The sequence below is a fragment of the Acinetobacter sp. ME22 genome (genome assembly GCF_022012315.1).
Taxonomy (GTDB): Bacteria; Pseudomonadota; Gammaproteobacteria; order Pseudomonadales; family Moraxellaceae; genus Acinetobacter; species Acinetobacter brisouii_A.
On sequence record NZ_JAKLTL010000012.1, the window covers coordinates 22,336 to 47,158 of the forward strand.

Here is a 24,823-nt window from a genome sequence, read left to right on the forward strand (position 1 = left end):
ATACCGTGCCATGAAATCCAACTATACACATTTAGAATCGGAACATTTACCTCTCTTTTTGATCAAGTAAATCTGTCTAAAAAAATGTCAGAACAATTTTTATTGATTTCAATATCTTGCTTTTTGATTCATTCTATTTATGTCAAAACTTATGTCGAAATAAGTAAGATTTCTTCCTAGTTAAGCAAGCAACAAAAAGCCTAATCATGTGACTGAACTTTAGAATTTGGGTGGTGGCATTCAACTGAAACCACTAAGAATAAGAATGTTGCCATAAAAAAAGCCTGCACTACGGATAAGTACAGACCTAACTCGAGAACTACCAGAGCAAGAAATTAGTCATAATTTTTCACAAATGTGAATATTCTAGCAAGTTAAAATTTATTAAATATCAATACATAGCCAACAAAAAATAAATTCTCAATTTGCACTTCTAATGCTGCTTTTATAATATCCAACCATGCATCATAAAACCTAAATCTAATGTCAGAACCTCAGTTTTCCTTAAGCGAATATTTATCTACTATTCAGGAAGTAATTCAAGTTGCTTTCAATGAACCTGTATGGGTAAAAGCTGAGATCCGAAACCTAAGTATAAAAGGTGGTCATTACTATTTAGAGCTTGCTGAAAAAGACGAACATACGGATAAGGTAGTCGCCAGCTGTAGAGCAACCATCTGGAAATTCTCTGCAGCTAAAATTGTTCTTAAGTTTGAGCGTGAAAGCAAAGTTGAGCTTTCTAAGGATCTCAACGTACTAATCAAAGTTAAAGCTCGCTTTGATCCTCAGTACGGCTTTTCAGTCAATGTCGAAGATATTGATTCAAGTTACACATTAGGTGACATTGCACGGCGCTATCAGCAAATTATTGAAAAGCTAACCACTGAAGGATTGGTCAATAAAAACAAGAGGCTTCCAACACCCTTCGATATTCAAAATGTCCTGGTCATTGCCCCAGAGAATGCTGCTGGACTTGGAGACTTCCGAAAAGATGCCGATGTGCTAGATCGCGCTGGTGTATGTCACTTTGTCTATCATTCCGCAACATTCCAAGGTAATACAGCCCCTACAAGTATCATTGAATCTTTAAGTGCAGGTTTAAGGCAATGGGCAACTGATTTTGATTCCCCACCTGATCTGATTGTGATTATCCGTGGTGGTGGTGCGGTCAATGATCTATCCTATTTGAATGACTATGATTTGGCTGCCCTACTCTGTAAACGTTCAGTACCGATCTGGGTAGGTATTGGCCACGAAAAAGACCGTACAATTTTAGATGAAGTGGCCAACCGTTCTTTTGACACCCCGAGTAAAGTGATTGGCGGGATTCGAAATCTGATCCAGGAGCGAGTTCAGAACGTGCTTGAATCTCTACAGAAGATAAAGCTGCTCTCTCAACATCAAATCACGGCGTATCAAGGTCAGAATGATCAATACATCAAAGTGATTAAGACGCTTGCTCAAAACCAAATCAATGAAGCAAACAGAACACTCGAGTTAATGAAGAGTGATACCCAATACTTTGCTCAATCTCAATTGAAACTTGCCTCTACTCAAATTGAAGGCTTACTCCGCGAAACTCTTTTACAAAACCCTAGAAATGTAATGGCCAAAGGCTACGGGATTGTCCGTAGTGAAGGAAAAGCTATTCGTTCTATCCAACAAATATCAGGTGAAGCCATCCAAGTAGAACTACAGGATGGTCTAATCAAAGCCAATGTGACACAGGTGACTCAAAATGACTAAGAAAGAATTAAGCTTTAAAGAGGGATTCGATATTCTGCAGAAAAATGCTGAATTGCTTGAATCTCAGGAACAGCCTGATATCGATAATTTAATGAAGATTGTGGAAGAGTCAATGAATGCTTACAAAGCCTGTAAGTCACGCGTGGATGCTGTGCAACAGGCCCTAAATGATACGTTTAAAGATCAAAGCTAAAAGTAAATTACTGTTTCACTCCTCACTTAAATATTCCTGAAATGAGATCAGCTTTCATGCACTATTCACTTCTCAATCAAATAGAGAAATTATGAAAGACTGGTACTACCTTTAAATTGAATACACATTTTAAATTAGTGCTATAAAGAAACCGCCCTTTAGGCAGTTTCTTCTACAATTCTTAAAACTCTTGGTTTTCTTGGAATTTCCATACCAACCAAATTTTCTAGGAAGCCCACATTCACACCCAAAGCTTGAGCTATATCCTCTGCAAAAATTTTCTTTTTCGCAAGCATAGCAAAGCAAGCTTGGAGGAGCTCAGGCTTCTCCTTAAGGATTAAATGATCTTCTTTTTCAGTAATGCCCTCACCTGTTTTTTTCAGGTAAATCACACCACTGGTATATTGCTCTTGAGTTAATAAACCCAATTGCTTGGCACGGTACAAAATTGCAGCCTTACTGACCTTCCAAGTTTGTTTAAACTCACTCAACTTAGACCAATTATATCGACCATTCTTGTACCAAGTTGGAAAGTGCGTACGCATCATAACTTGAGGGATTAACAAAGCAGAAGCAAAGTGATTTGCTTGTGACTCAGTTAACTGATCCCCTGTAACAATACCATCATGAAGAACAAGATGACCAAGCTCATGAGCCAAGTCAAAGCGCTGACGGCATATACTTTCCTTCGCTTCATTACGCACAAAAATTGGACGCTTTGTAGCTAAAGATAAAGCATCTACTTCTTTCGAAATAGAAGGAAATGTTGTCACTATAATGCCATGAGTTTCGCAAAGCCTAACCATATTACTAATTGGTCCTAAGCCCAAGCCCCACTTTTCACGACATTCCTCAGCAATAGACTCAATTACAGGATTCTGCGTCATTGGCTCATCATCTGCAGTATGAATATCATATTTTGGTAGTCTCAATTTTGAGTCCAAATATTCAGTCAATCGATTTATATATTCACCTCTAGCAATAACAATCTGCTTAAAGGAAATTTTAGCAGTACGATTACTTCTAAAATTGATCTGCTCTTCCTGTAAAACAGGTTTTAGTTGCATAAAAAAGGACTGTGGCACATTAAAATAATGCGCCACCTTGTCAATAAATTGATCATTGGGTAGAGTCTGCCCAGTTTCAACTTTATGAAGATATTGACGTGTATAGTCAGAATCCAGCTTGCCACCTAACTCTTCTAAAGATAATTCATGAAATTGTCTAAGAAGTTTTAGTTCCAAGCCATTAAACTGTGTTGTCATGGCTAGTCATCTTACAATTAGTTGTTTACAGCTTCGGAATCGTCGTCATCCTCGTTATCCATGTCTGGATCTTCTACCAATGGTGAACCTAATTCCACAGATGTCGGAGTTTCTGGCTCATCTAAATGAATATAATTCATACCAGAGATACTACTAGAGTCCCAGTACGCAACCACTTCATTTGCCAAGTTATAACCTACAAATACCACTAATGGTTCATCATCTAACGTTTTCGGTTCATTTAAGATAAAGCGCCAATAGTGAGGTTCTTGCTCATCAAGTGGAAATAAACTCATACTTTGCAATTGCTGCATAAAGTATTTCTTTTTCTTTGGATTCTCAAAGTCATCTTTTAAGAATCGGATAGTTGCACTACCAATTTGAAAAATAAACTTTAAAGAACCATTGACCAAATGAACATCTACAGGGCACTCTTTCTTCATAATCAGGCTTAAAAAACGATTGCGTGTACGATCAAAAATACTTGTTCCACGACCATAATTTGAATCGTCTTCTGTACTTAGTACATAAAGAATATCTCGATAAATATTCAGCATATGCTGAGCAAAGAAACCTATTACTTCATCATTTAGCTGTGGTTCAAAATAAGAAGGATGACGCCAATCCATAAAATTTTATCCGCAAAAGTAGTGAAATGTTGAGTTAAAATCAATTTATTGCTAAATACGACTTATGTCAACCAATATTTATTGCTATTTAAGGAATCTGTCAACCAAATCTATTCTATTCAAATAAAGAGAGTACTTCACTTCTAAATATTCTTGTAACTTTTTCATATAGCCCTATAAACCAACATCATAAAGTCCTCATGTTCACAGAAGCAGGTATATAATTCTAAGTAATGCTTTGAGTTAAAATTATTCTATGTGCTCAAATTACCTATTTCCAAGTAAAAGAAATTTGACACTTTTGGGTGTCGATACCAGCCAGTTTGATCTTGAGCTTAAGGATCATGTGTTCCCTTCCTATCATGCCCCGATCATCTTAAATGGTTCTGATCACTTAGAGCTTGATATCGCAAAGTTCGGCTTGCTACCAAGCTGGGCGAAAGAGTTGAAGTTTAGCAGTCATACTTATAATGCGCGGACTGAGTCTGTAGCAGATAAGCCAAGTTTTCGACATGCATGGAAGTACAGCAAGTTTTGTCTTGTGCCTGTGCAAGAGTTCTACGAACCCAAATACATCAATGGTAAACCACACTGGTACACCATCAAGCGTAAAGATGATCAGCCTTTTACTGTTGCAGGGATCTATGATGATACCGTGATTGATGGGAATAAAATACGCTCATTTTCAATGTTAACCATCAATTCCGACCATCACCCTTTTATGAAGCAATTCCATGCACCGAAGGATGAGAAGCGATCCATCATCGTTATTCCAGAACAGTACAGAAAAGACTGGCTAACAGCAGATCATGAACACGCGCATGAATATTTCTTTCAAATGCCTGATGAATTCGTCACTTTTCCACGCGATGAGCAGAAACAAAACGTCTTATTCTGACGCATCCTTGTTTATCCACAACTTTTTAAATTTGAATTTTAAACGCTGTTAGTAATATCCTATTTAGACAAATTCTACTTCCAAACACGCCTCGTAGCGTAGGAGTATCTCATGTCTAAGAAGTTGCCTATCTACTTCTCTGAAGACGCATGGTCATCTTTACAAGAGCTCATGGGTCCAGAGGGTAAGCCAAGCCCCACCATCAATACTGTGCTTGAACAAATCGCTGTTCAAAATGAGCTTGTTGAGAAATTAGGGCTTACTGCAGTACTACCAAAATTCAAAGTATCAATTCCCGTCTCTTTAGAGCGTATTCCTGCTGGTCCAGCCTTCAGCACCAAGGACGAACAAGACAAAGCGCTCGATCTAAATGAGTTCCTGATTCACAATCCTATTTCTACATTCATTGCTTATGTAGACAGTGAATCTATGCTTGATGCTGGTTTTGAGATCAATGACCCAATCATTGTCGATCGTAGTATAGAGGCCAAGCATTACGATATCGTTGTTGCTCTAATTGATAATAGTGCATCAACCATTAAACGGTTGATGATTACCAATAAGATGTCCAAGTCTGAAATCAAAGAGATATTTGGAGATGAAGATTATCCGCTTCCAGAACTTTGGTTGAAGGCTGAAAATCCTAATTACAATCACATCATCCCTGATGACAGTCAGACCATATCAATCTGGGGTGTGGTGACTTTCAATTTAAAACGTATTTATCACCGCTCATAAAAAGAAGAATAACCATGCAAAGTGAAAATGAAATATTCGCGTTAGTCGACGTGAATAATTGCTACGTCTCGTGTGAACGTGTATTTAATCCATCCTTGAATGACCGCCCGACCATTGTGCTCAGTAACAATGATGGCTGTGCTGTGGCCAGAAGTCAGGAAGCGAAAGACTTAGGCATCAAGATGGGCGTTCCTGTATTCCAAATTAAAGAGCTAATCAAACAACATAACATTCAGGTGCTATCGAGTAATTTCTCCTTATATGGCGAAATGTCCAAGCGCTTTATGGAGTTGCTTGGGGACTATGTTGCACCAGGAGACCAAGAGGTCTATTCAATTGATGAATGTTTCTTGAAGCTCACAGCTTACGAGCATCTATTTGACCTGACTGAATATGCGCAGGACATGAGAGCTAAGGCTTGGCGTTGGTTGGGACTACCCTGCTGCATTGGAATTGGTCGCTCTAAAACTGAAGCCAAGATTGCCAATCATCTTGCCAAAAAGAATAAGTTCTTCAGTGGGGTGTGTAATCTGGCCCATATGGACCCTTGCTCTACAGAAACGCTACTCGCACAGGTTAATGTATCCGAAATTTGGGGCGTAGGCAGGCAGAACTGTAAGAAACTTAATGCCATGAGTGTTCAGTCTGTTCTAGATCTGATTAATGCCAATCCTAAAGAAATAAAAAAGCAGTTCAGTATCGTGATGGAAAAGACGGTGCTTGAGCTACAGGGCCTCTCTTGTATCGACCTAACTGACGATGCTGTAGCGAAGAAGCAAATCATCATCAGCCGTTCATATGGCAACCCAGTGTATGAAATGGATGAAATCAAGGCTTCTGTACGGCTTTATGTTGCGAGAGCTGTGAAGCGTATGCGAGATGATGGATCAATCTGCAAGATGATTGGGGTCTATATCCAAACCAGTCGCTTTGATAAGACTGAGCGCTACTCGCCTTACATCGTGGTTCAGATGCATGAGCATACTGATGATCTACTGCTCATCACCAAGGCTGCGATGAAGGGTATCGATCAGATATTTAAGAAGGGTTTTAAGTATAAAAAGGCAGGAATCGTACTGCTTGAAATTACGGACAAATCCAAGTTTGTGCCTGACCTATTCACGGACTATTCGCATAAGCAAGAGCGCGAAAAACTTTCAGATGCAATCGAAGCCATCAGTGAACGATTTGGGAAAAATCTAGTCACACTGGGCATTGCCAACAATCAAGAAGCCTCATGGCACATGAATCAAAACCTTAGATCACCCTCATATTTAACCAAATGGTCTGACTTACCAAGAGTAGGATAAAAACATGCACTTATTTAAATTAACCGACCAACAAATTACTCAACTCCTTATCCCGAAACGCTTTGTACCACCTACTCCTCCTGAACATGAAGGCAAGAATATGGTCTATGTTTTTGATAGTGAGGATAAGTTTGAACTGACTTATGATGAGCTGGTGGAGATCATTAGCAAAGCGAGGATGGCTAGGCCGAAGTTGATACCTGTGTTAGGAACAGTAAATTAAGTTGTGCAGTGGTCGCACACCACTTGAAACATTACTTGATTGGAAATGAATTTGGACTGAGAAAAATTTAGCTCAAATTTAACCTAACAGACCCACTAAAAAATGGGTAACTGTCAGATCGGGTTTGGACTACAACACTTTAGCTCATCGATTTACCAAAACGCTAATCTTCACACTATTGTCTAAAATTCAGTGATCAAACTGTGATGCTAAAGCTTTTAAATTCCCCTTTTTAATTTGCTTAGGCTATTTTAACCAGAGTTCATCTTCTTGCATGATTTTTAACATTAAATTAAATATAACGAGAGGAGTAACATTTTTTTTGTTAGAGCCGACAACTCTTTGAAAACTAATTTTAACTGTTCTCTCACGCGCTTCCAGATTAACTGGATAATTCTGTTTGTCTAAATTTAGGTGATCTCCAAGAATTGGCTCTATACCAGCAATAAAATTAGCAATTTGTTGCTCATCATCTTTCTTTATGCATTGAAAATGTAGAAAGTTTTTACGTAATTTTCCAAATAATAATACTGCCTTAAGTGTATTGACCACGTTCACCTCTTTAGGTATACCTTTCCCCTTATCATGTTGGTTATGTAAATCAAGGAGAGGAATTATTTCATCAGAACGTGTCAATTTCTTAGCTTTGTCGTAAAGTTCATCAAACCAACCCACATCTAAATTTTTACCACTAACATAATTCGTTTTTAAATTAAAATTTTTGGGGTCCATCCATTTAGTGCTCATAAATTGACATCGCTGCATCCATTCTTGAGCTTGAGTATCTTCGCTTAAACGACCATCTCTAAAACTTATCAAACGTTGATAAGGCGTCAGAGTACTATTCTCGATACTAAACTTCATTTCTTGTTGGCCAGCCATCGCAACTGGCTGTGTTTGCTGATAAGAATTAAACCATTTCTGCTGCTGAGTATAACGATTTAAGTTTATGTACTCTGTACTTGATTTCACTGGACCAAAATACTGTTCTAATACTTTTTTGGAAATGATACACGGCGAATTATAAATTCGATCGACTGCTAATAAATCCAAAACATGAAGGTAGTTAGAAGCCGTTTGTTCAATACTGCTATGCCCCATCCAAGAGGCAAGCACCTGCCATTTATGTTGAATAATCTCTTCTTGAGCACGCGCTTTATCACCAAACAATAAATCACGCATCTTTTTTGCTTTTACCCAAGGACAGTCTGTGTAGGTCTTGATCATTTCTTTTGAACCGAGCCAAGTTATTGCTAGATAGTTGGCAGCACTGTGGCGTAATGTATGAAAACTAAAGCCATGATGCATACCTAATATTTGGTTAAACAAATCAACTGTAATTTTGCTAATACATTGATCAGTTAATACACGATTATTAACACTAAAAAGTAGGTCATCCTGCTGATTAACAAAATATTGCTTATAACGATGTTGTATGTAACGTTGTACTACTAAAAACTCATGTTCTGATAAGGCAATTTTCAATGGTATTTGACGATTTGAACTTTTCGTTTTCAGACGGCGATAGGAGTTATCCTGAATATGAAGCGTGATATTATTAAAAGCTGTATTTTCTTTTTCTTTATAAAGTAACTCTGGGCAAATAATATCTTGTATTCTAAGACAACGAACTTCATTTAATCGAAGTCCAGTTCTATAACTCAGTAAATACATCAGCTTTAAACAACTCAGATGATCGACCCACTCTGATGCCGTTGGCTCATGACTTAAATGTTCTAATTTTCCCAAAAGCTTGCCAAATAACAAAGGACTCACTAGGCGTGCATTGCAAATTTGTAAATGCTTAAAACTTGAATTCTGTAACACCAATACCTCTGGTGCATCAAAACTCTCTATACAAAATTGATGAAAATCTTTTAGGCGACCAAAACGGTATTCTGCTGTTTGGTGCATCTTACGAGAGGTTTTTCCTTTAACAGCTTCACGTTGAGTTGCTTGTGCATCTCGTTCACTGCTATATTTCAACAACTGTCGATATAAATCTTCATAATCATCAATAGATTGTTGCTTTAAATCCAATTTATTAAGCCAAATTTCAAATATAAATTCTTTAGCAAACGATCCTAAGTAGCTTTCAATAGTTGATAATTGAAGCCCTCTTTTTTTTAAATGCACTAACCAGTGAATTAAGCGTAGTTGAGCTTCAATTAAAGACTTTTCTTCCGTATTTGCATCACGCATCTTCTCCTCTAACACCCTTCTGGTTTCTTGCCAAAAACGTAGCGTGCGTTCTTCTTTATTCCTCTTTTTATCTAAGCGCTCAACTTTTTGACCTTTACGTTTCTTTTGATCAAACAACATCAACTCATACGGAATCGTTTGTAATTTGCTTTGAGCCGTCGGAACTTCAGGATGTAACTGCTCTTGTTCAAAATGAATAGGGCGATTCTCTAGTTCCATGACTTGATTACGTTCATTACTCCATAGCAATCTAAATTCGGATGGCCGTAAGGCGACGGTATTAATTTCTTGCTGAAGTACATTACTTAAAAATATATCTAGGCTAAGGTTTGGATTAAATTCAAGTACCATTTGCACATCATTAAATGCACGAAATCCACGGCGTTTAACTTGATATTGCAGATCGCCCAAACTTTTGTTTCGTCCCATGCGACTCAAGCTTTCCAGAATACAATCTTCAATTGACTGTTGCAGACGATATTCTTTATGAGTAGCTTTCAACTTTTTTAAATATTGCAAGATGAACTGAGCATATGGGTTAAAAAAAACATGCTTCCATTGGTACAACTTTCTCTGTTCTACATCGTTGCCATATTGAGAGTTTTCAACACAATAATGTAGCAACAATGGATTAGTGATTTTTTTGTAGTCCGAATGGTATAAGCGAAAACAATTCAGATCTGTACCAAGCTCAATGGCCTCCTGCAATTGCTGCTGAATAGCAACCAGATGCTGTTCATCTGCACAGCCTGAAATATATATAAAACTTAAGCATAAGTCCCCCCACAAATATTTAGGGTCATCCCAATATCCAAGTGAAACTTTCCAATACGCTTTCAAAGCGTTGAGTACCTGAGCATGTAACTGCCCTTGTTTTAACCGTGACTCCGTACTCTCAATTTTTCTAGGCAGTACGATCCGTTTAGTATGTGGATTTAGCCTAATTCTGTATGATTTTTTATCTACATTCTGGTTGAATTGCCTCCTTCTTTTATTAAATTCATCTTCAGTAAATTGCATCAGTTTAGATTGTTCATCTCGGCTCAATTTTTGACTCAAACAATCAACACTATCTTTAATGTCATGCCATTTTTCGGCGATCTGCTGATCAAGTTTTTGCTGCATGTCTTGCGTCAATACTTCAGGTGAAGAAGGCTGTCTATCTAGCGACTTTTTCACCAATTTCTGAATATCAACAAATAGATCGTCTAGTTGTAGTTTTATTAGTTCTTTGATTTTTTGCATACAACTATTTTCGCTCTAAGTGTTTAATCGATAAAGATTTGATATTATCTTGTAATTGCTGGCGGGCTTGCTGTACATAGACATTCGGAATAAGTGAAGAATGAGGATGAAAAGCCTCTCGGTCACGTTGGTCATGACCATAGAGGGCCTGAATTAAATGAAATGCTAAAGCAGTTTTCCCTTTTTCTTCTGCATGCATCAAAAAATTCATATCAAAATGACGTAACCAGTTCGAATACATTTTTTTGGGAAAGACTCCTTGCATATATGTATTTACCCAGCTCCTTGATAACGGGATTAACTTAATCCGTTTACTCTGCCACTCTCTAATAGTCATCGGAAGATTATCTTTACTAAAAATGACCTTGCCAAAAAGATCATTTACAGTAATCTTCTTCTTTGCAAAGACTTGTCTAAAAAATAAACTGTACGCTTCAATAATTTGTTCTAAAAAGGCAGTGTAATTTTGCAGTGTTTTTATGAAAAAATCAGATAAAGGGATAAAACGACCATCTTTTCTTGCTTTACTATTTCTTTTATCGTTTACATATAAAAGCTTGAGCTCAACACAATAATCATCCAAATTCCCCAACAGGTTTTTTTTAGGCCGACTTGCCAAACTCAACAAGCTGATATGCCAAATCCAACACGCATATGCATTAAGTTGATTAATAATATGCTTATCTTTTTGGATGTTTTCGTGACAATGTCTATGTAAATTATCGAATTGCTCTTTCACAAAATCGGGTTCAAGTGCCAGTTGGCTCCCTATCCTTCCTATAGATAATGCAGATTGCACTTTGAATTGTTGTCGCAATATTTTGAGTTCAGCCGTGTCTTCAGTAAATTGCGAGGAATGTGGTGTAAGTGCTGTTTCTAAAAAGGCTAGATATGTGCTACTGAGTTGAGTTTTCGGTAGCCCTCCATAATAGATACCAGGCATGTGATGCTGACTATCCCGCCCAGCAATTACATGAGCAAGATATTCATTATATGTTTCATAATATATATGAAAATATAATTGAGCCTGCAGTTTTTCAACAGTGATCGAACCTACAAACCGATTATCAAGCCAATTCTTAAGTTTGGTATTAATGTGTGTTGAAGAAATTAGTGGATTCGATGCTTGTTCTATATAGTCAAACCAAGCAGAAGGTAAATGTAGTTGATGTGTCATCACTTCATTCCATCGCACATGATTTAAGCTCTTAATCTTCTGCTCTGTAATTTTAAGATTTAATTTGAGTAAATATTCGCGACGTCTACTTGAACCATTTTGGATCAACGTACCCTCCTGAATAAGGTCATTAAAATTCATCAGTGCAACGGGTGATAATCCCGTCAATAAAGACAATAAACAGGCAGCAGCGATCGCCGCATTCCTCGGTCGTCCTGATAATTCAGCTCTTAACACATAAACAATTTGCTTCAGTATATCTGGCGCCAAATAATGTGGATTTGTAATAAATGGCGCATGACGGCGTTGGCGATGCCGCGTGTAATACGCAGCATAATCACTAATTAAATGATTAAAATTTTTAGTTTTTTCATCTTCTGAGTATAATTCTACTTCAGTATCCAATAACTCAATTTCACCATCTTCATCTTTGTGAATAGAGGCATCATAAAAACTGATCTTTGCGTTATGTCCGATATCTTCATGCTTACCTGATTTTATTTCACGAAATTTTTTGAGTTCATTTTTAGTTGGCCATTTCAAAACTTTGCTTTTTTTTGACTGACGCTGACGATGAACAACACGACGATCATCTAGTCTTTTAAAAATTATTAATAGAGCCGATAAATACTCTATGACTTGTACTTGTTTGAAATCTTTAATATTAAAAAGTTGATTACGATCCTCTTTTTTCAAATTACGTTCGTACATGACATAACAATTTAGCAGCTTACTGCATTCATGAAATAATTCAGCATGATTAGAATCCAGCACATATCGTGAGACATAGCGTAAGAGGTCACAAACATGTTTTTGCTTATTCTCAGCTTTATCAATTTTTGCAAATTCTTGATACTGCCGATATGTTAAAAAACTCGCTTGTAGAATCAAATAGCGTTCCGATGACAGCTCTTGTGTATTACTAGTATCTGGACATGCAAAAAAACTCACAGCAGCTAAAAAAGAATACTTACCAATCTGCCTAGTGCCTGATACATAGCTATAAATTTGTTGTGCTAATTTGTATAGAGCGTAGACTTCTTCATATAAATCATCTGATAGATCGACAAATTGTGTATTCACAACATCATCATGTAATAGACAATAAGCTTGTTGAAATTTTTCTGCTAAATCTAAGAATTGCTCTTCTGTTTCAATCTTTGGCATATTCGCTTTCGCTTAATTTTTTATCAAATTGCATTGGTTAAATTCATTACGATCTGAACAATTTGGTAAAAGTTGATCTTTGATTGAACTTTTTGTCAGCTTAAAAAATCTAGCAAAAAATTTAGCATCCAGCTCTTTCTGAGCTTTTCTCTCAAAGCACAAGTGTTGCTGTGATTTTTCGATAAAATCATCAAGATTATGTATCAACTGTAAGATTGCAACATAATTAGAATGCACACGTAAGCCTGGCTCCGTTTGCATCAATAGCAAGATTTTTTGCCAAATTTTCACATAGATTACTTTGAACTTTGCTTGTACTACTACTTTCTGACTCTGTTTAATCTTTTTGATTTTCAATAATTCTGAATTGATTTTCACCATATCAAGCAGAACATCTGGTCGGTCAAAGCAAAAGGGCATGATAAATTGCCCCATAAAAATCTCTATATTTTTTACTAAATAGTCAAATTTTAACATTTTTATCGATATAAAAAATGAGCATATCTTTGTATATGAAAATTCATTTAATTTATCAACTAAATTTTCTCAAAATTACAATTATCAACAAATACATATGGTTTACTTATCATGGGTCGTCTAAATTTTAAAAATTCTTCCACTTTTTTTTAGTTTTCTGTTATTACATGAAATAATACCGTTGTATTACATTTTGAAATGCTGTGTATGCAGCATTGATCAAAAAGATTCTCTGCTATACTTACTTCACGTGTAGCATCAATGGAGTTTCGAAATGCTCAGAACCACTGAACAGAAAAAAAAATATATTCAAGCGACACGTGCGCAAAACTATCAAGCCAGCCTAAAGCTTGAAGGCATTACAACGACAGCTCAAACAACTCAACAAAGTAAAGCTGAAATCTTGCAAAAATATAAGAAGTATTCGCAACCCGAAACTTAGTCAGGTACATGTATGGATAAATATGGGGAAATGGGTGACAGCCTGTATTGTTACCCTGGCACAAATATCCTAAAGAACAAACTCAATATTCGTGATGAACAAATTTTAGAACAAGCTGAACTAGAACTGTCTGGATTGGCAAGTAACTTAATTGAATATGCTGAACCACCTTACGACTTACAATACTTAAAATCAATTCATGCGCAGCTCTTTGGCGACTTATACGACTGGGCAGGAAAGTTAAGACAAATCGATATTTCCAAAGGTGACACCCGTTTTTGTAATTTTTCCCGTATTGAAATTGAAACCAATAAATTACTTAAACCACTTCAAGAAAAAAAGTACTTTCAAGGCTTAGCACCACAACATCTGATTCCTCAACTTGCCGATTTGTATTGTGAGCTTAATGTCATACATCCATTCCGTGAAGGCAATGGACGTACACAACGGATTTTCTTTGAGCATCTGATTGCTTATTGTGGTTATGGTATTGATTGGTCTCGCATTGACTCTCAACAACAATGGATTCAAGCCAATATTGAAGGTTTTTATGGCAATTTAAATCCATTAATTCAAATTTTTGAAATATGCTTTATCCAAAATACCTAACAATTTAGGGAGCCGAAGCCCCGAATCTTTAACGACTCGCCAATTTAGCTTCAATCCACTGATTAATTTCCTAGATAGACCAACAAACACGATTCTTTGAAATATTAATACTCTTCGGAAAGTGAAGATCGTAATATGCAGATTTCTTATCCAACATTGAATATATCGTTAATTTAGATAAATTTTTAAGCAATGAAACTTGCACCATGTTAATCAACTTATGTATCAAAAAGACTGCCTATACATAAATTCATGGTGTTTAGTGATTAATCAACGTCTGATGACCAGAATGAATGTTACAGATTACATGCAAGTGAATTGCTCTGTGGCAGTATCATGGCTTTTGTGTAATCCAATCCATTTGATCCGAATGTTCTCTTTTGCAATAAAGCAGCCTCTTCTGCTTTTCTTGAACCAACGAACTATGTCATTGATTTGATTCAACTGCCAACGGTGATGCTGAATCACATTTCCAAAGAAGGGATTAAATACAAGAGATGTGGTAGGAAAAAATAGAGGTTGAAAGTTGTTGTCCGCCTAATTGGAATCAGTACATGAGTCGAGATCAGTTGAGTAAGAATCATTTTAAGTGAATAAGAGAAGGATGGCTCACCTCACTTCTCCGAATAACAACGCTATGCTTTTCAATCAAGGTTAGAAATTTGCAACTACATTTCATTCTTCATCATGCTGGTCTTATAGCATGTAGACAATTACTGAATCATTTACATTCAATGCTCAATATAGCCTGTCCACAGAACCGCAGCGATACTTTTTTCGTGCATACATGTAGTGTTTAAATCCATTCATTTTTCAATAATCCCCTGCCATTTAATCACGTTTATGGTCTATCCTTAACCTTGTTAAAAATGCACATACCGATCCATTCAAACTATCAAATTCATGCATACATGACATTTAAAGAAAATTATCCGATCATTTTTTTAGGTAAAATTCATCAAGAAAAAAGTTATTATTATTCACAACATCACTAACAACCACATAAAAACAATAATTTAATAAATTATTCTTCCAATTTTTTTAGATTTAGTGTTGTTACCCCTAAATCCATGTTTGACGTCTTCTATTACATAAATGATTTAGAAGTATCCACGATATCAATTGCTTGTCCTCACGCCTCCCCCCTCTCACGCCAAAAAAATTTATACTGAAAGGCAGATTAAGCCCGTACGAGTTACATATCGCTGCATGCTATATTGAAAGCATTAAGAAAATATCCTCAATATTTATAGGATTTTTAAAGTATGGCTACTTTTTGAAGAACCCCTGCTAAGTAATGTGACCTAGAAAGAAAAATGAAAATACTGGAATCTCCGTATCAACAATCAGTCAAAGTACATCCTGATGATTTTCAGCAACCGACACCCAAGGACCATACTTAATTTTCGATGTACAGCGCAACAAAGCTAACCTTAACTACACGATATCTGTAGAATAATTCCATTATTTTGTGTTTTAATTAAATTAATTAATCTTTAACCCCAATTTAATGGATTTATATTTTACTAAACCCGAAGAAGTTGTGACTCTTTTAGGTGAGCGTTTACGTAAGCAACGACTCTTTTTGGAGATGTCTCAAGCTGAGGTTGCAGCACGCGCTGGTGTCGGCGTGAATACGGTTTCGAATCTTGAAGCGGGACGAAATGTATCTGTTGAAAATTTAGTCCGTATTGCAATGGTCTTGGGTCGATTAAACGAACTTCAGGAGCTGTTTAAACCTCAGCTTAACAGTGTAAATGACATTCTACGCTATGAGAGTCAAAGTAAGCGCCACCGTATTAAGAGGAAGGGATAATGCTCAATAGACTTAATGTTTATTACAACGGTTGGGGCGAATCATGGTTATGGGGAACGCTGATTAGCTCAACAGCCACCACAGGTAGACCCACCATTGCTTTTGAATATAGTTCTGAAGCAATAAGTCACAGTATTGAGCTCTCTTCTTACCTATTACCGTTAAACGGTCTGCCACTGAGACAAGGATTTCCTACTCACCAGATGGGACTACCTGGTCCAATCTATGATGCTTTGCCGGATGGTTGGGGCATGTTGTTGATGGATCGATATTTTCGAAAAATTGGACTGAATCCAGCACGAATCGGCCCTTTGGAACGTCTAACTTATATTAGCACCCATGCAATGGGTGCCCTCTCCTTTGAACCCTGTGTCGCAGAGATGCAAACGTCAGAGAATATTCCCCTGCCGCAATTGGCACAGGAAGTCCAAGAAGTCCTCAAAGGAGAAGGTGGCGAATTTTTACAACATTTGCTGGTCATGGGTGGCTCCCCCCAAGGTGCCAGACCCAAAGCATTGGTTTACCGAGATCCTATTAGCCTAGAGTTTTCAACGCAAGCTTCTGATCAACATGAAGCCTGGCTGATTAAGTTTCCTGCTCAGCAAGAGCATCCTGAAGTTTGTGCCATTGAAGCCGTCTATGCTGAATGTTTACGTCTTTGTGCAATCGAGACTCCAGATACCCATTTCTTTAATTTACCCAATGGTTTAACGGCTTTTGCTTCTAAACGATTCGACCGTCAAAATGGCATGCGGATTCCAATGCAGAGTTTGGCTGCATATACTGGAGCAGACTATAAAGTTCCAGGTAGCCTAGACTATCGCAATTTTCTCCGGGCAACCTTGATGTGTACGCAAGATGTGCGAGAAAGGATGCATGCTTTTAAACGCGCTGTGTTTAATGTGCTATTCAATAATCGGGATGACCATACCAAGAACTTTTCATTTCTCATGGCAAAAAATGGTCAATGGAAATTGGCTCCAGCCTATGATGTAACCTTCTGTGAAGGTCCAGGTGGTTATCATCAAATGGACATTATGGGCGAAGCGCTCAATATTTCCCGAAATGACATACATAAACTCGGTACTTCAGAAGCTAATCTGACTACTCTAGAAGTCGATGAGATCTTCTTGGCTATGCGTGAAATTGCACTTCAATTCAGTCAAATTGCGCAGCGCCTTTATCCCAATCAAATTCGAGAATCTACCCTACAGATGATTCAATCACGGATTCAACAGAATATTGATTTTTTAACGGCAACCTAAGCGTAAATATAAACTAAGCGCCAACCATCAACTGCAAATAGACTTTGATATAGTTAGTCGCTACATAATCTGTAGAACCTGTGAATTAGCTCGCTTTATAACCACGAATATTAGATGGATCACCGCCAAGATATGTTCTGCAAACGTGAAATCACTACATCCAGATCGAAAATCACTAAGAAAAAACTGTCACCATAAAAAAAGGTCTGCACTATGGATAGATGCAGACCAAACTCTGGATAACTACCAGCACGAGAAATATGTCGCAATTTTGCATAGACATGAATTTGATAAAATCAGCCCAGAAAGCCAGAAATTCATAAAAACTATTTCATCAATCCCCTATAACTTAATCACGTTCATGGTCGATCTTAAATCTTGTGAAAAGTACTCATGCTGACCTAGCCAAACTGTAAAACTCATATATTCATAGCCTTTAAATGAATCTTTCAATCGGTATATTTAAGGTAAAAACTAGTAATCAGAAGTTATTATCACCCCCATACAAAACAAGCATCAACTTAAAAACAATAACTTAGTAAATTATTCTTCCATTTTTTTTATATTTAGTGTTATTACAACTAATATTTCATGAAATTCGATATTGGAATGTATTTTTAACATTCAGCACACTCGTCGGTTTGCCATCGACTAATCTCGGCTGATACTTAAAATTAAGTGCAGCTTGTATTGAAGGACGTACAAACATCGGGTGACAATCACCTTGTGCTTTTGGATTTTCAACTCTTCCTTTTTCATTCACGCTATAAACAACTGTACAGTCCCCTTCGATCTTTCGATCTAAAGCTGATTCAGGATATGAAGGTGCAATTTTGGAAACCGGTTGGTAGTTTTTAACATCAAAAGTCGCTGTTTCGCTGGATTGTGCTTTTGATGTTGTCGGCTTGTCATTCATAGACTGCGTTGCAAGGTTTGACTTCGGTTCAATCTCTGCTACTTTCTTAGTTTCTGTTGTTGTACTTGGTTTTTCAGTTAACACCTGCTGTGGTTTTTTATTGGCCACAGGCGCAACTTTCTCACTTTTGGATTCCACAAACTTTTTATCAGTTTTCAGCTGTATTTCTTTAGGCTGCTCAACCTGCTTTTTTTGAGGGGGCTGATCAGCAACTTTTTTCTCAACCACGGCTTCAGGCTGTTTTGTTTTTGGCTGCTCTTGGACTGGTGGTGGCAGTTGGATAAATTGCAATTGGATCGTTTTCGGCTGAGGCTCTTTGAATGTTTCATGCATTTCAACCGTACCAAGCCAGGCAATCACCGCAATATGTAAGCCTGCTGTGACTGTTAAAGCTAGCCCCTGATCACGAAAACTGATTTTTGATGCTATTGCCATCATGATTGTGGTTCCTCCGTGATTAAGCCCAAGTTGGTCACACCACTCTTCTGTAAGGCTGCAATGGCCTGTGCAACTAATTGATAGTCAGCATTCTGATCTGCACGAACATAGAATTGTAGGCTTTGATCTTTTTGGATCATGGGTATTAATTTTTGTTGCATACTGCTTAAATCGATCGCTTGATCAGTCACTTTTTCTGTATTCACTTCTGAACCAATATTCCAGTAATACTGGCCATTCGCCTGAATGGATAAAGTCACGATACGCTGCTGTTGTGACGCTGGCATGACATCGGCATCGACTTTAGGTAAATCAATTTTAATCCCTTGTGTCAGCATCGGTGCCGTCACCATAAAAATCACCAACAGCACCAGCATGACATCAATATAGGGGACTACATTCATCTCTGCATTGGGTTTCAACTTTTGAGGACGCTTGATCATGACTCTTACCCCTTAACGCGAACTGCGCTCAGTATGTCCAAGCAAACGGTAAATTCTGGTTTGTAACTCATTGGCAAAGCCGTAATAGCGACTAGATAACTTGTCAGCACGTGCCGAAAACCGGTTGTAAGCCACTACAGCAGGAATGGCTGCAAATAGGCCTATTGCGGTCGCAATCAAAGCTTCTGCAATGCCTGGTGCAACAGTATTTAAAGTCGCCTGCTCAACACCAGATAGTCCAATAAAAGCATTCATAATGCCCCAAACCGTTCCAAACAAGCCGATGTAAGGACTAACAGAGCCTACTGTTGCAAGGAAAGTCAGATTTTGCTGGAGCTTTTCTTCTTCTTCACTGATGCTACTGAGTAAACGACGTTCTACACAATCGATTACATCAGCCGTAGTGAGCTTTTCATCTTTCATCAGTTGATGATATTCATTAACCCCATGTTGAAAGATACTGACCACCCCTTTGTGCTGTTCAGACTGCTGGTATTCCTGCTGTAACTGGTTTAAATCTTTTTGCTGTCTAAAGTTCTTTAAAAAACGGTGCCAAAGTTGTTCTTGTCCACGCAGTAACATGCCGTGGCGTACAATGAGATACCAGCTCACCATGGAAGCTAAGACTAGAATCATCATCACGATTTTGACTAATACACTGGCATGACTAATCAGCATCCACACTGACATTTGATCCATTGTTGCTTGCATAACGCTCCCCAATTTTTTAATTGCTGCTTGCTGCAGCGTAGGTATTTATAAAAGTGGGCTGTGCTTTGCTACACCAGCCCATATACTGAATTAGCATTTAGTCCAAGTGCAGGGCTTGTGCTATTTTTTCCCAAGGAACGTACTTAAAGTTCTGGTTGCTTTCTGGCATACGTTTGCGTCCGTCTTGTACCACCAGCATGCCTTGTTTCCACTTACCGCCAAAATCTTGAGAACTCACATCCAAACCGTCGGTTTCTGAAACGGCATCAATCCCTTTTTCAGTGTTAATCCCTACTCGGAATGCGCCCCGAACTGTATACGGTGCTTTGCTATCCACAACCACAAAACTGTCATTGCCTTGACTAGATACCACTAGGTAACTTTTGTCTTTTGCGTTATAAAGTCCCATGCCTTCAATGTCGTCATATAAGACATCTCCCACAGCAAGTACTTGCTGCATCGGTAGCTGAGCCTTTGGATTAAGATCTTTAACCCATACTGCAACATCTTCTTCACCTAAGAAAATGCGTCCAGTGGCATCGTCGACTACACAACCTTCAGGTTGCGTTTTCACGGAAAAACGTTGGACTTCTTGAGCCTGCAATTTCTGCTGTGTTGCGGTAATGTGATACTGAATAAACGTGCCATTTTTATCGTTCGGAATGGCATAGATTTCACCTTGAGCATCGCGGTACATACAGATGCCATAGATGTCATCTAGCGTTGTTGGAAGCTCGCCAAGTACTGAAACCTTGCCTGTGTTAGGTTGGATCGCAAAGACATGCAGACTGTTATGGTCTCGGTTCGATGCCACCGCCAGATCAACAGTCTGATTACCCCACTTAAAACCATGACGGACATCGACATTGTTCAACCGACCTACAGGCAGGTACTGTACCGTTTTCCCCTGTAAGTCATTCACCTGCAAGCCTCCTTGTTTGTCTGTAGCTAAAATGCGGGATTGGCTCGGCTGTGCTGCGTTATGCCAAATGGCAGGATCATCAGCAGCATCCCCTGTGCTTGGGACACCCTCAGTCTGGACTTCTGCAGGGATCGTGACAATATTTGCTGTGCGCTGGGTTGCCTGCGTTGGCCATTCAAGCTCTGTGGTCTTGGCAGTTTTATCATCTAAAATCAGCAGTGCTTTATCGCTAGCATTGCCACGAATACTTAGACTCTCGGCTTCTTTTACTGTATCCAGCACTAAAGGAGATAATCTATTCCAGTGCTTATCTTGCTTTTGATAACGGTAAAGTAATGCTTTTTCTTCATCTAATACCGCTACCTGATCATCCACAATCGCAATGGCAGAAGGTGTACCTTGAATCGAACCAAAAGGTTCTACAAGGTCAACAGCTTGGCGTACCATGTCCGCTTCAGAATGTGCAGGATATGCCCAAACCCCCACATTCGCCTCATTAATGAATAGTTCAGCCGAAGTATCATTCACTTTACAGACACTACTCGCGGGCGGAAAACTTAAACGTCGGACCAGTTTGGGTTGCACAAGTGCTTTTTCATGATTGGCAACCAACCATTGCTCACCAATCCCCTCTTCACCCACCAGGAATGCAAAACTTAAACCTTGTGGGTCGGTGTATAAGCAGACATCCTCGGACTTAAAGGTACGTTTTGGAATAAAAACCGATTTATCCCAGCTTTTGTTCTGCAAGTTCATACTCAAGAGCTGAATTTGCTGTTGTTGCAAATTCGAGGTAGCAATCAATAAACGCTCTGCACCAATGCGATAATCAAAACGTCCAAACTGACCCTGAATTTGATGCAAGACATTTTGTTCATCGTCTAGAAACAGCAACCCTTTATTTTTACTTGTTAACACTCCAGCAACTTCAGGCCAGGTGCTCAAACTTAACCATTGCATATCTTCAGCTTTAGCATCATTGATGTCGACTTCACGTAACTGCAGCTTTGCTGCTTGCGGTTGATCCAGCTGAGGTGTTGAGGATTGAAGTGCTGAGCTACTCGGAGCCGATGCTAAAATCCCGTGTTGACTACATGCGGTCAGTAGCCAGATGCAACTGGTTAAAACCGACAACTTAAAACATGAAACATTCATAAAAATACTCAAAATTGGGTTAAACCGCCTCGGGTCTTCTCATGTAGAGAAAACCTCAGGACTAATATTTAATTCGGTTTAGAAATGGGTATAGGTCAGTGCAAGCTTGTAGGCTGGACCATATTCTTCGTATTGCGCGTTATAGGCTTTAGAACCGGAATAGTTGTAATAGACTTCATCGGTTATATTCTGTATATCAAACTTCAACTGCAGGTTTTTCGATAAATTCAAGTGACTACTGAAATCGAGAAAGACTTGGTCATCGGTATAAATGTCTTTTTCAGGCGCATCGATCTCACCCAATTCATACAAATAGCTCGATTTATAGTTTGCAGAAAGACGTACGCCAAAGCGTTCATTTTCCCAGCCCAGCATGAGATTACCCACTACATCGGACTGGTTCGGCAGATGAATACGACGACTCAGCATCTCGCCATCTTTCATCGAATCGATATCAGCCTCAGACTTACTGAAAGTCGTATTAAAGCCCAATAACATCCCATTCCATGGCGCTGCTAAGTGGTCAAACTTCTGTGAATAAGCAAATTCCATCCCATACAGTTTGGCCTGATTACCATTTTTATAAGTAATCGCTTCATCAAAGTCAGCCCATTGCCCTGTCCCAGCAATATTGGTGTTGTAAATGAAGTTATCGATATCTTTATAGAATGCATAAAAACCGACCATGCTGGCTTGACCCAAATACTTTTCAACCCCTAAATCGAAGTTCGAGGACTCCAATGGCTTTAGCATTGGATTACCAAACTCGGCCTCATCACCATCGATATATACACCTGGTGCACTTTGTGCAAAGTTCGGTCGTACTACACTATTGGTCCATGCAGCACGAAGATAGGCATTGTCTGCGAGTTGATAACGGAAATGTAAACTCGGCAACCAATGATCATAGTCATTTTCATATTGGGTGGATGTGATCACATCATCATTAAACTCAAAACCACGCGCTTTAAATTGGGTGTTCTCATAACGTAATCCGGCAATCACGCGAAGTTGGTCTAAATCGACCGTATTCATCAAATAGGCGGCTTGAATGTCTTCATTTGACTTAAAATCGTTAATGATTGAACCATCTGCCACGACATAGTCACTGGCGTTGAGACCGCTAATTTTGGCTTTAATCGCATCTACATTGAGGCTGGGACCAAACTGGCCGAGTTCATAGTCACTATTGGAGTTAAAGTCCGAACTTGAGGTACTCAAGTCTTCGTACTCCCACTCATCAGTATTGTTGGTCTTTTCACGTTGACTAATCTTGCCGCCAAACTTAAACGATGCGGCATAATTACCCAACATATAGTCTTTGAGAAAATCTAGCTTTGCGTTGTACTCTTTATCCGTGGTTTTGGATTGTTCCCAAGAAATCGAATCCAACTCATAGTTCGCAGCATCGTAAAGATCCTGATCTGCCGTAATCACTGGTTTTTGTGTACTGCTAAAACCCACATTACTTAATTCTGCCTTGTATTTTGCCCCAGAAATTCCGCCTGGATTTTCCTCTGATGCTTCGCTATAGCCCAACTGTCCTTCAACGGTCCAGGTGCCGAACCCTTGTTTACCGCCTAAAACAAAAGACTGAATTTCTTGAGTCTCCTCTCTGCTCTTCAATGAGCGAGTCACTTCTGCATCACCGCTTTGTCCAGCCAGCAATGGATCAGAAAACTCAGCGGCGACTTCCTGACGCGATTCGGTATCTTTAAAACGGCTGTATAAAGTTCTTAAATAATATTCACCCGTATCGTTAGGACGGTAATCAAAATTTAGCCCCGCACCAATGCGCTCTCGCTCGATATCATATTGACGCATTGCCGTTTCTTCGAGCGCATTACCATCCCATGCGCCACCAGTTTCAACGTTATCAGAACCAAACTTTCGATTTTGATAACTCAGGGCCAATGCCACCCCGAGGTTATCCTGACCTTCACCTACACTAAAACGGTTACTGATCGCACCTGATGCTTTAGGGCTATATTTTTCCCGTTTGTCATCATAACTGCCTTCAATTGTACTGGTATAAAACAAGCCATCATGATCAAAAGCCGATAAACTTTCGACCTGAACGGTCCCACCTAAAGAATTAGCATCCATATCTGGAGTCAGGGTTTTGACCACAGCCAACGATTGCACCAACTCCGATGGCAATACATCCAGTGCTACACCACGACGGTCACTTTCAGGTGCAGGCACGAGGGTTCCATTAATGGTGACTGAATTGAGATCCGCCCCCAAGCCCCGCACTGAAACAAAACGCCCCTCGCCTTGATCACGTTCGGTAGACACCCCAGGAATACGTTGTAAAGCTTCTGCTGCATTATCATCGGGTAATTGTCCAATCCCATCGGCATGTACCACACTGCTGATCTGGTCCGCACGTTTTTGTTCTTTTAGTGCTTTATCTATACTTGCGGCTTGTCCAATGACCTGCACGTATTCCACATTATTTTCTTCCTGCGCATAAACATGTGTCAGGCTTAACATTGACAAGACCAGTGTGCTGAGCTGAAAGCCCGCACGTTTATTTCTGACTAAACGGCTATTCAGATTGCTCATTGTATTCTTCCCCTCAGGCCAAAGTGGCATGGTTTGAGCGCACAATAAAAAGTGAATATGAACAGGATGTGACAGCAATGATTCCCTCCCTCTCCATTTGGACCTTTTGAGGGGTTTCTTGTTGCCCAATGAGCTGATTTGATCTGTCTAAATCTATTCTTTGACGAATTAAAAGGTACATATTCACTGTAAATACAGGGTTTTCCCTTACTTTCATCATTAAAAGCTCAAAATAGCCTGATCTGTTTTGACTCTAACACTTGCCATT

Annotated in this window: 21 protein-coding genes; 10 read left to right on the forward strand and 11 right to left on the reverse strand. The window is 38.8% G+C overall.

The window, feature by feature from the left end; translation table 11 throughout:
- Nucleotides 1–483: 483 nt before the first annotated feature.
- Together xseA and xseB are read left to right on the forward strand one after the other, a co-directional pair.
- The gene (xseA, locus tag LVY74_RS14390) at nt 484–1,746 is read left to right on the forward strand and encodes an exodeoxyribonuclease VII large subunit (RefSeq protein WP_237815630.1); all 1,263 of its coding nucleotides are present in this window, start codon (nt 484–486) and stop codon (nt 1,744–1,746) included.
- On the forward strand, nt 1,739–1,939 hold the full coding sequence (gene xseB / locus LVY74_RS14395; RefSeq protein ID WP_237815631.1) for an exodeoxyribonuclease VII small subunit: 201 nt from the start codon (nt 1,739–1,741) through the stop codon (nt 1,937–1,939). Before xseA ends, xseB begins: the two co-directional genes overlap by 8 nt.
- Before the next feature lie 158 nt (nt 1,940–2,097).
- Here the strand turns inward: xseB and LVY74_RS14400 are convergent, their stop codons facing one another.
- Both LVY74_RS14400 and LVY74_RS14405 read right to left on the reverse strand, forming a co-directional pair.
- Entirely contained in the window at nt 2,098–3,204 is a 1,107-nt protein-coding gene (locus LVY74_RS14400; RefSeq protein WP_237815632.1) for an XRE family transcriptional regulator, read from the reverse strand.
- A 17-nt stretch (nt 3,205–3,221) separates the two neighbouring features.
- Entirely contained in the window at nt 3,222–3,833 is a 612-nt protein-coding gene (locus LVY74_RS14405) for a hypothetical protein (RefSeq protein ID WP_237815633.1), read from the reverse strand.
- A gap of 256 nt (nt 3,834–4,089) precedes the next feature.
- Between LVY74_RS14405 and LVY74_RS14410 the strand changes: the two genes are divergently transcribed.
- From LVY74_RS14410 to LVY74_RS14425, 4 genes are all read left to right on the forward strand, one after another.
- Entirely contained in the window at nt 4,090–4,731 is a 642-nt protein-coding gene (locus LVY74_RS14410; protein ID WP_237815634.1) for an SOS response-associated peptidase, read from the forward strand.
- 111 nt (nt 4,732–4,842) lie between these two features.
- Nucleotides 4,843–5,469, forward strand: a complete 627-nt coding sequence (locus tag LVY74_RS14415; RefSeq protein ID WP_237815635.1) for a LexA family protein — start codon at nt 4,843–4,845, stop codon at nt 5,467–5,469.
- A 14-nt stretch (nt 5,470–5,483) separates the two neighbouring features.
- On the forward strand, nt 5,484–6,779 hold the full coding sequence (locus LVY74_RS14420) for a Y-family DNA polymerase (RefSeq protein WP_237815636.1): 1,296 nt from the start codon (nt 5,484–5,486) through the stop codon (nt 6,777–6,779).
- A 4-nt stretch (nt 6,780–6,783) separates the two neighbouring features.
- Nucleotides 6,784–7,002 carry a hypothetical protein gene (locus LVY74_RS14425; RefSeq protein WP_237815637.1) on the forward strand — a complete coding sequence of 73 codons (219 nt, stop codon included), beginning with the start codon at nt 6,784–6,786 and terminating at the stop codon, nt 7,000–7,002.
- 246 nt (nt 7,003–7,248) lie between these two features.
- Here LVY74_RS14425 and LVY74_RS14430 read toward each other — a convergent pair whose 3' ends face one another.
- From LVY74_RS14430 to LVY74_RS14440, 3 genes are read right to left on the reverse strand one after another with little or no spacing between them, the layout of a single operon-like run.
- Entirely contained in the window at nt 7,249–10,449 is a 3,201-nt protein-coding gene (locus LVY74_RS14430; RefSeq protein ID WP_237815638.1) for a site-specific integrase, read from the reverse strand.
- A gap of 4 nt (nt 10,450–10,453) precedes the next feature.
- Entirely contained in the window at nt 10,454–12,793 is a 2,340-nt protein-coding gene (locus tag LVY74_RS14435) for a hypothetical protein (protein WP_237815639.1), read from the reverse strand.
- Nucleotides 12,794–12,805: 12 nt separating this feature from the next.
- Nucleotides 12,806–13,270, reverse strand: coding sequence for a hypothetical protein (locus LVY74_RS14440; RefSeq protein WP_237815640.1), 465 nt, complete (start codon nt 13,268–13,270; stop codon nt 12,806–12,808).
- A gap of 274 nt (nt 13,271–13,544) precedes the next feature.
- Between LVY74_RS14440 and LVY74_RS14445 the strand changes: the two genes are divergently transcribed.
- Nucleotides 13,545–13,712 (forward strand): YhfG family protein, encoded by a 168-nt coding sequence (locus LVY74_RS14445; RefSeq protein ID WP_002125865.1) that lies wholly within the window; start codon nt 13,545–13,547, stop codon nt 13,710–13,712.
- A 12-nt stretch (nt 13,713–13,724) separates the two neighbouring features.
- The gene (locus LVY74_RS14450; RefSeq protein WP_237815641.1) at nt 13,725–14,321 is read left to right on the forward strand and encodes a putative adenosine monophosphate-protein transferase Fic; all 597 of its coding nucleotides are present in this window, start codon (nt 13,725–13,727) and stop codon (nt 14,319–14,321) included.
- Nucleotides 14,322–14,391: 70 nt separating this feature from the next.
- On the opposite strand, the gene LVY74_RS14455 is transcribed toward LVY74_RS14450, so the two are convergent.
- A complete protein-coding gene (locus tag LVY74_RS14455) occupies nt 14,392–14,529 on the reverse strand; it encodes an AlpA family phage regulatory protein (protein WP_237815642.1) in 138 nt (45 codons plus the stop codon).
- Nucleotides 14,530–15,831: 1,302 nt separating this feature from the next.
- Here LVY74_RS14455 and LVY74_RS14460 point away from each other — a divergent pair.
- Together LVY74_RS14460 and LVY74_RS14465 are read left to right on the forward strand one after the other, a co-directional pair.
- On the forward strand, nt 15,832–16,137 hold the full coding sequence (locus tag LVY74_RS14460) for a helix-turn-helix domain-containing protein (RefSeq protein ID WP_000366814.1): 306 nt from the start codon (nt 15,832–15,834) through the stop codon (nt 16,135–16,137).
- Nucleotides 16,137–17,402 (forward strand): type II toxin-antitoxin system HipA family toxin, encoded by a 1,266-nt coding sequence (locus LVY74_RS14465; RefSeq protein ID WP_237815643.1) that lies wholly within the window; start codon nt 16,137–16,139, stop codon nt 17,400–17,402. The genes LVY74_RS14460 and LVY74_RS14465 overlap by 1 nt, the downstream gene beginning before the upstream one ends.
- A 589-nt stretch (nt 17,403–17,991) precedes the next feature.
- On the opposite strand, the gene LVY74_RS14470 is transcribed toward LVY74_RS14465, so the two are convergent.
- From LVY74_RS14470 to LVY74_RS14490, 5 genes are all read right to left on the reverse strand, one after another.
- Nucleotides 17,992–18,600, reverse strand: coding sequence for an energy transducer TonB (locus tag LVY74_RS14470; RefSeq protein ID WP_442862804.1), 609 nt, complete (start codon nt 18,598–18,600; stop codon nt 17,992–17,994).
- Nucleotides 18,601–18,752: 152 nt separating this feature from the next.
- Nucleotides 18,753–19,199 (reverse strand): protein TolR, encoded by a 447-nt coding sequence (tolR, locus tag LVY74_RS14475; RefSeq protein WP_237815645.1) that lies wholly within the window; start codon nt 19,197–19,199, stop codon nt 18,753–18,755.
- A 12-nt stretch (nt 19,200–19,211) separates the two neighbouring features.
- Nucleotides 19,212–19,910: a protein TolQ gene (gene tolQ / locus LVY74_RS14480; RefSeq protein WP_237815646.1), complete on the reverse strand. Its 699-nt coding sequence runs from the start codon at nt 19,908–19,910 to the stop codon at nt 19,212–19,214.
- A gap of 97 nt (nt 19,911–20,007) precedes the next feature.
- Nucleotides 20,008–21,987: a phytase gene (locus tag LVY74_RS14485; RefSeq protein WP_237815647.1), complete on the reverse strand. Its 1,980-nt coding sequence runs from the start codon at nt 21,985–21,987 to the stop codon at nt 20,008–20,010.
- 78 nt (nt 21,988–22,065) lie between these two features.
- Nucleotides 22,066–24,555: a TonB-dependent receptor gene (locus LVY74_RS14490; protein ID WP_237815648.1), complete on the reverse strand. Its 2,490-nt coding sequence runs from the start codon at nt 24,553–24,555 to the stop codon at nt 22,066–22,068.
- Between the last annotated feature and the right edge of the window lie 268 nt (nt 24,556–24,823).

What these genes read in the sequence shown, in the direction of transcription:
- LVY74_RS14400 (WP_237815632.1), bottom strand. Translation starts at nt 3,204, where the DNA reads ATGACAACACAGTTTAATGGCTTGGAACTAAAACTTCTTAGACAATTT.
- LVY74_RS14430 (WP_237815638.1), bottom strand. Translation starts at nt 10,449, where the DNA reads ATGCAAAAAATCAAAGAACTAATAAAACTACAACTAGACGATCTATTT.
- LVY74_RS14435 (WP_237815639.1), bottom strand. Translation starts at nt 12,793, where the DNA reads ATGCCAAAGATTGAAACAGAAGAGCAATTCTTAGATTTAGCAGAAAAA.
- LVY74_RS14450 (WP_237815641.1), top strand. Translation starts at nt 13,725, where the DNA reads ATGGATAAATATGGGGAAATGGGTGACAGCCTGTATTGTTACCCTGGC.
- LVY74_RS14455 (WP_237815642.1), bottom strand. Translation starts at nt 14,529, where the DNA reads ATGGTGCAAGTTTCATTGCTTAAAAATTTATCTAAATTAACGATATAT.
- tolQ (WP_237815646.1), bottom strand. Translation starts at nt 19,910, where the DNA reads ATGCAAGCAACAATGGATCAAATGTCAGTGTGGATGCTGATTAGTCAT.
- LVY74_RS14465 (WP_237815643.1), top strand. Translation starts at nt 16,137, where the DNA reads ATGCTCAATAGACTTAATGTTTATTACAACGGTTGGGGCGAATCATGG.
- tolR (WP_237815645.1), bottom strand. Translation starts at nt 19,199, where the DNA reads ATGATCAAGCGTCCTCAAAAGTTGAAACCCAATGCAGAGATGAATGTA.
- xseA (WP_237815630.1), top strand. Translation starts at nt 484, where the DNA reads ATGTCAGAACCTCAGTTTTCCTTAAGCGAATATTTATCTACTATTCAG.
- LVY74_RS14460 (WP_000366814.1), top strand. Translation starts at nt 15,832, where the DNA reads ATGGATTTATATTTTACTAAACCCGAAGAAGTTGTGACTCTTTTAGGT.
- LVY74_RS14485 (WP_237815647.1), bottom strand. Translation starts at nt 21,987, where the DNA reads ATGAATGTTTCATGTTTTAAGTTGTCGGTTTTAACCAGTTGCATCTGG.
- LVY74_RS14440 (WP_237815640.1), bottom strand. Translation starts at nt 13,270, where the DNA reads ATGTTAAAATTTGACTATTTAGTAAAAAATATAGAGATTTTTATGGGG.
- LVY74_RS14410 (WP_237815634.1), top strand. Translation starts at nt 4,090, where the DNA reads ATGTGCTCAAATTACCTATTTCCAAGTAAAAGAAATTTGACACTTTTG.
- LVY74_RS14425 (WP_237815637.1), top strand. Translation starts at nt 6,784, where the DNA reads ATGCACTTATTTAAATTAACCGACCAACAAATTACTCAACTCCTTATC.
- LVY74_RS14405 (WP_237815633.1), bottom strand. Translation starts at nt 3,833, where the DNA reads ATGGATTGGCGTCATCCTTCTTATTTTGAACCACAGCTAAATGATGAA.
- LVY74_RS14490 (WP_237815648.1), bottom strand. Translation starts at nt 24,555, where the DNA reads ATGAGCAATCTGAATAGCCGTTTAGTCAGAAATAAACGTGCGGGCTTT.
- LVY74_RS14420 (WP_237815636.1), top strand. Translation starts at nt 5,484, where the DNA reads ATGCAAAGTGAAAATGAAATATTCGCGTTAGTCGACGTGAATAATTGC.
- LVY74_RS14415 (WP_237815635.1), top strand. Translation starts at nt 4,843, where the DNA reads ATGTCTAAGAAGTTGCCTATCTACTTCTCTGAAGACGCATGGTCATCT.
- xseB (WP_237815631.1), top strand. Translation starts at nt 1,739, where the DNA reads ATGACTAAGAAAGAATTAAGCTTTAAAGAGGGATTCGATATTCTGCAG.
- LVY74_RS14445 (WP_002125865.1), top strand. Translation starts at nt 13,545, where the DNA reads ATGCTCAGAACCACTGAACAGAAAAAAAAATATATTCAAGCGACACGT.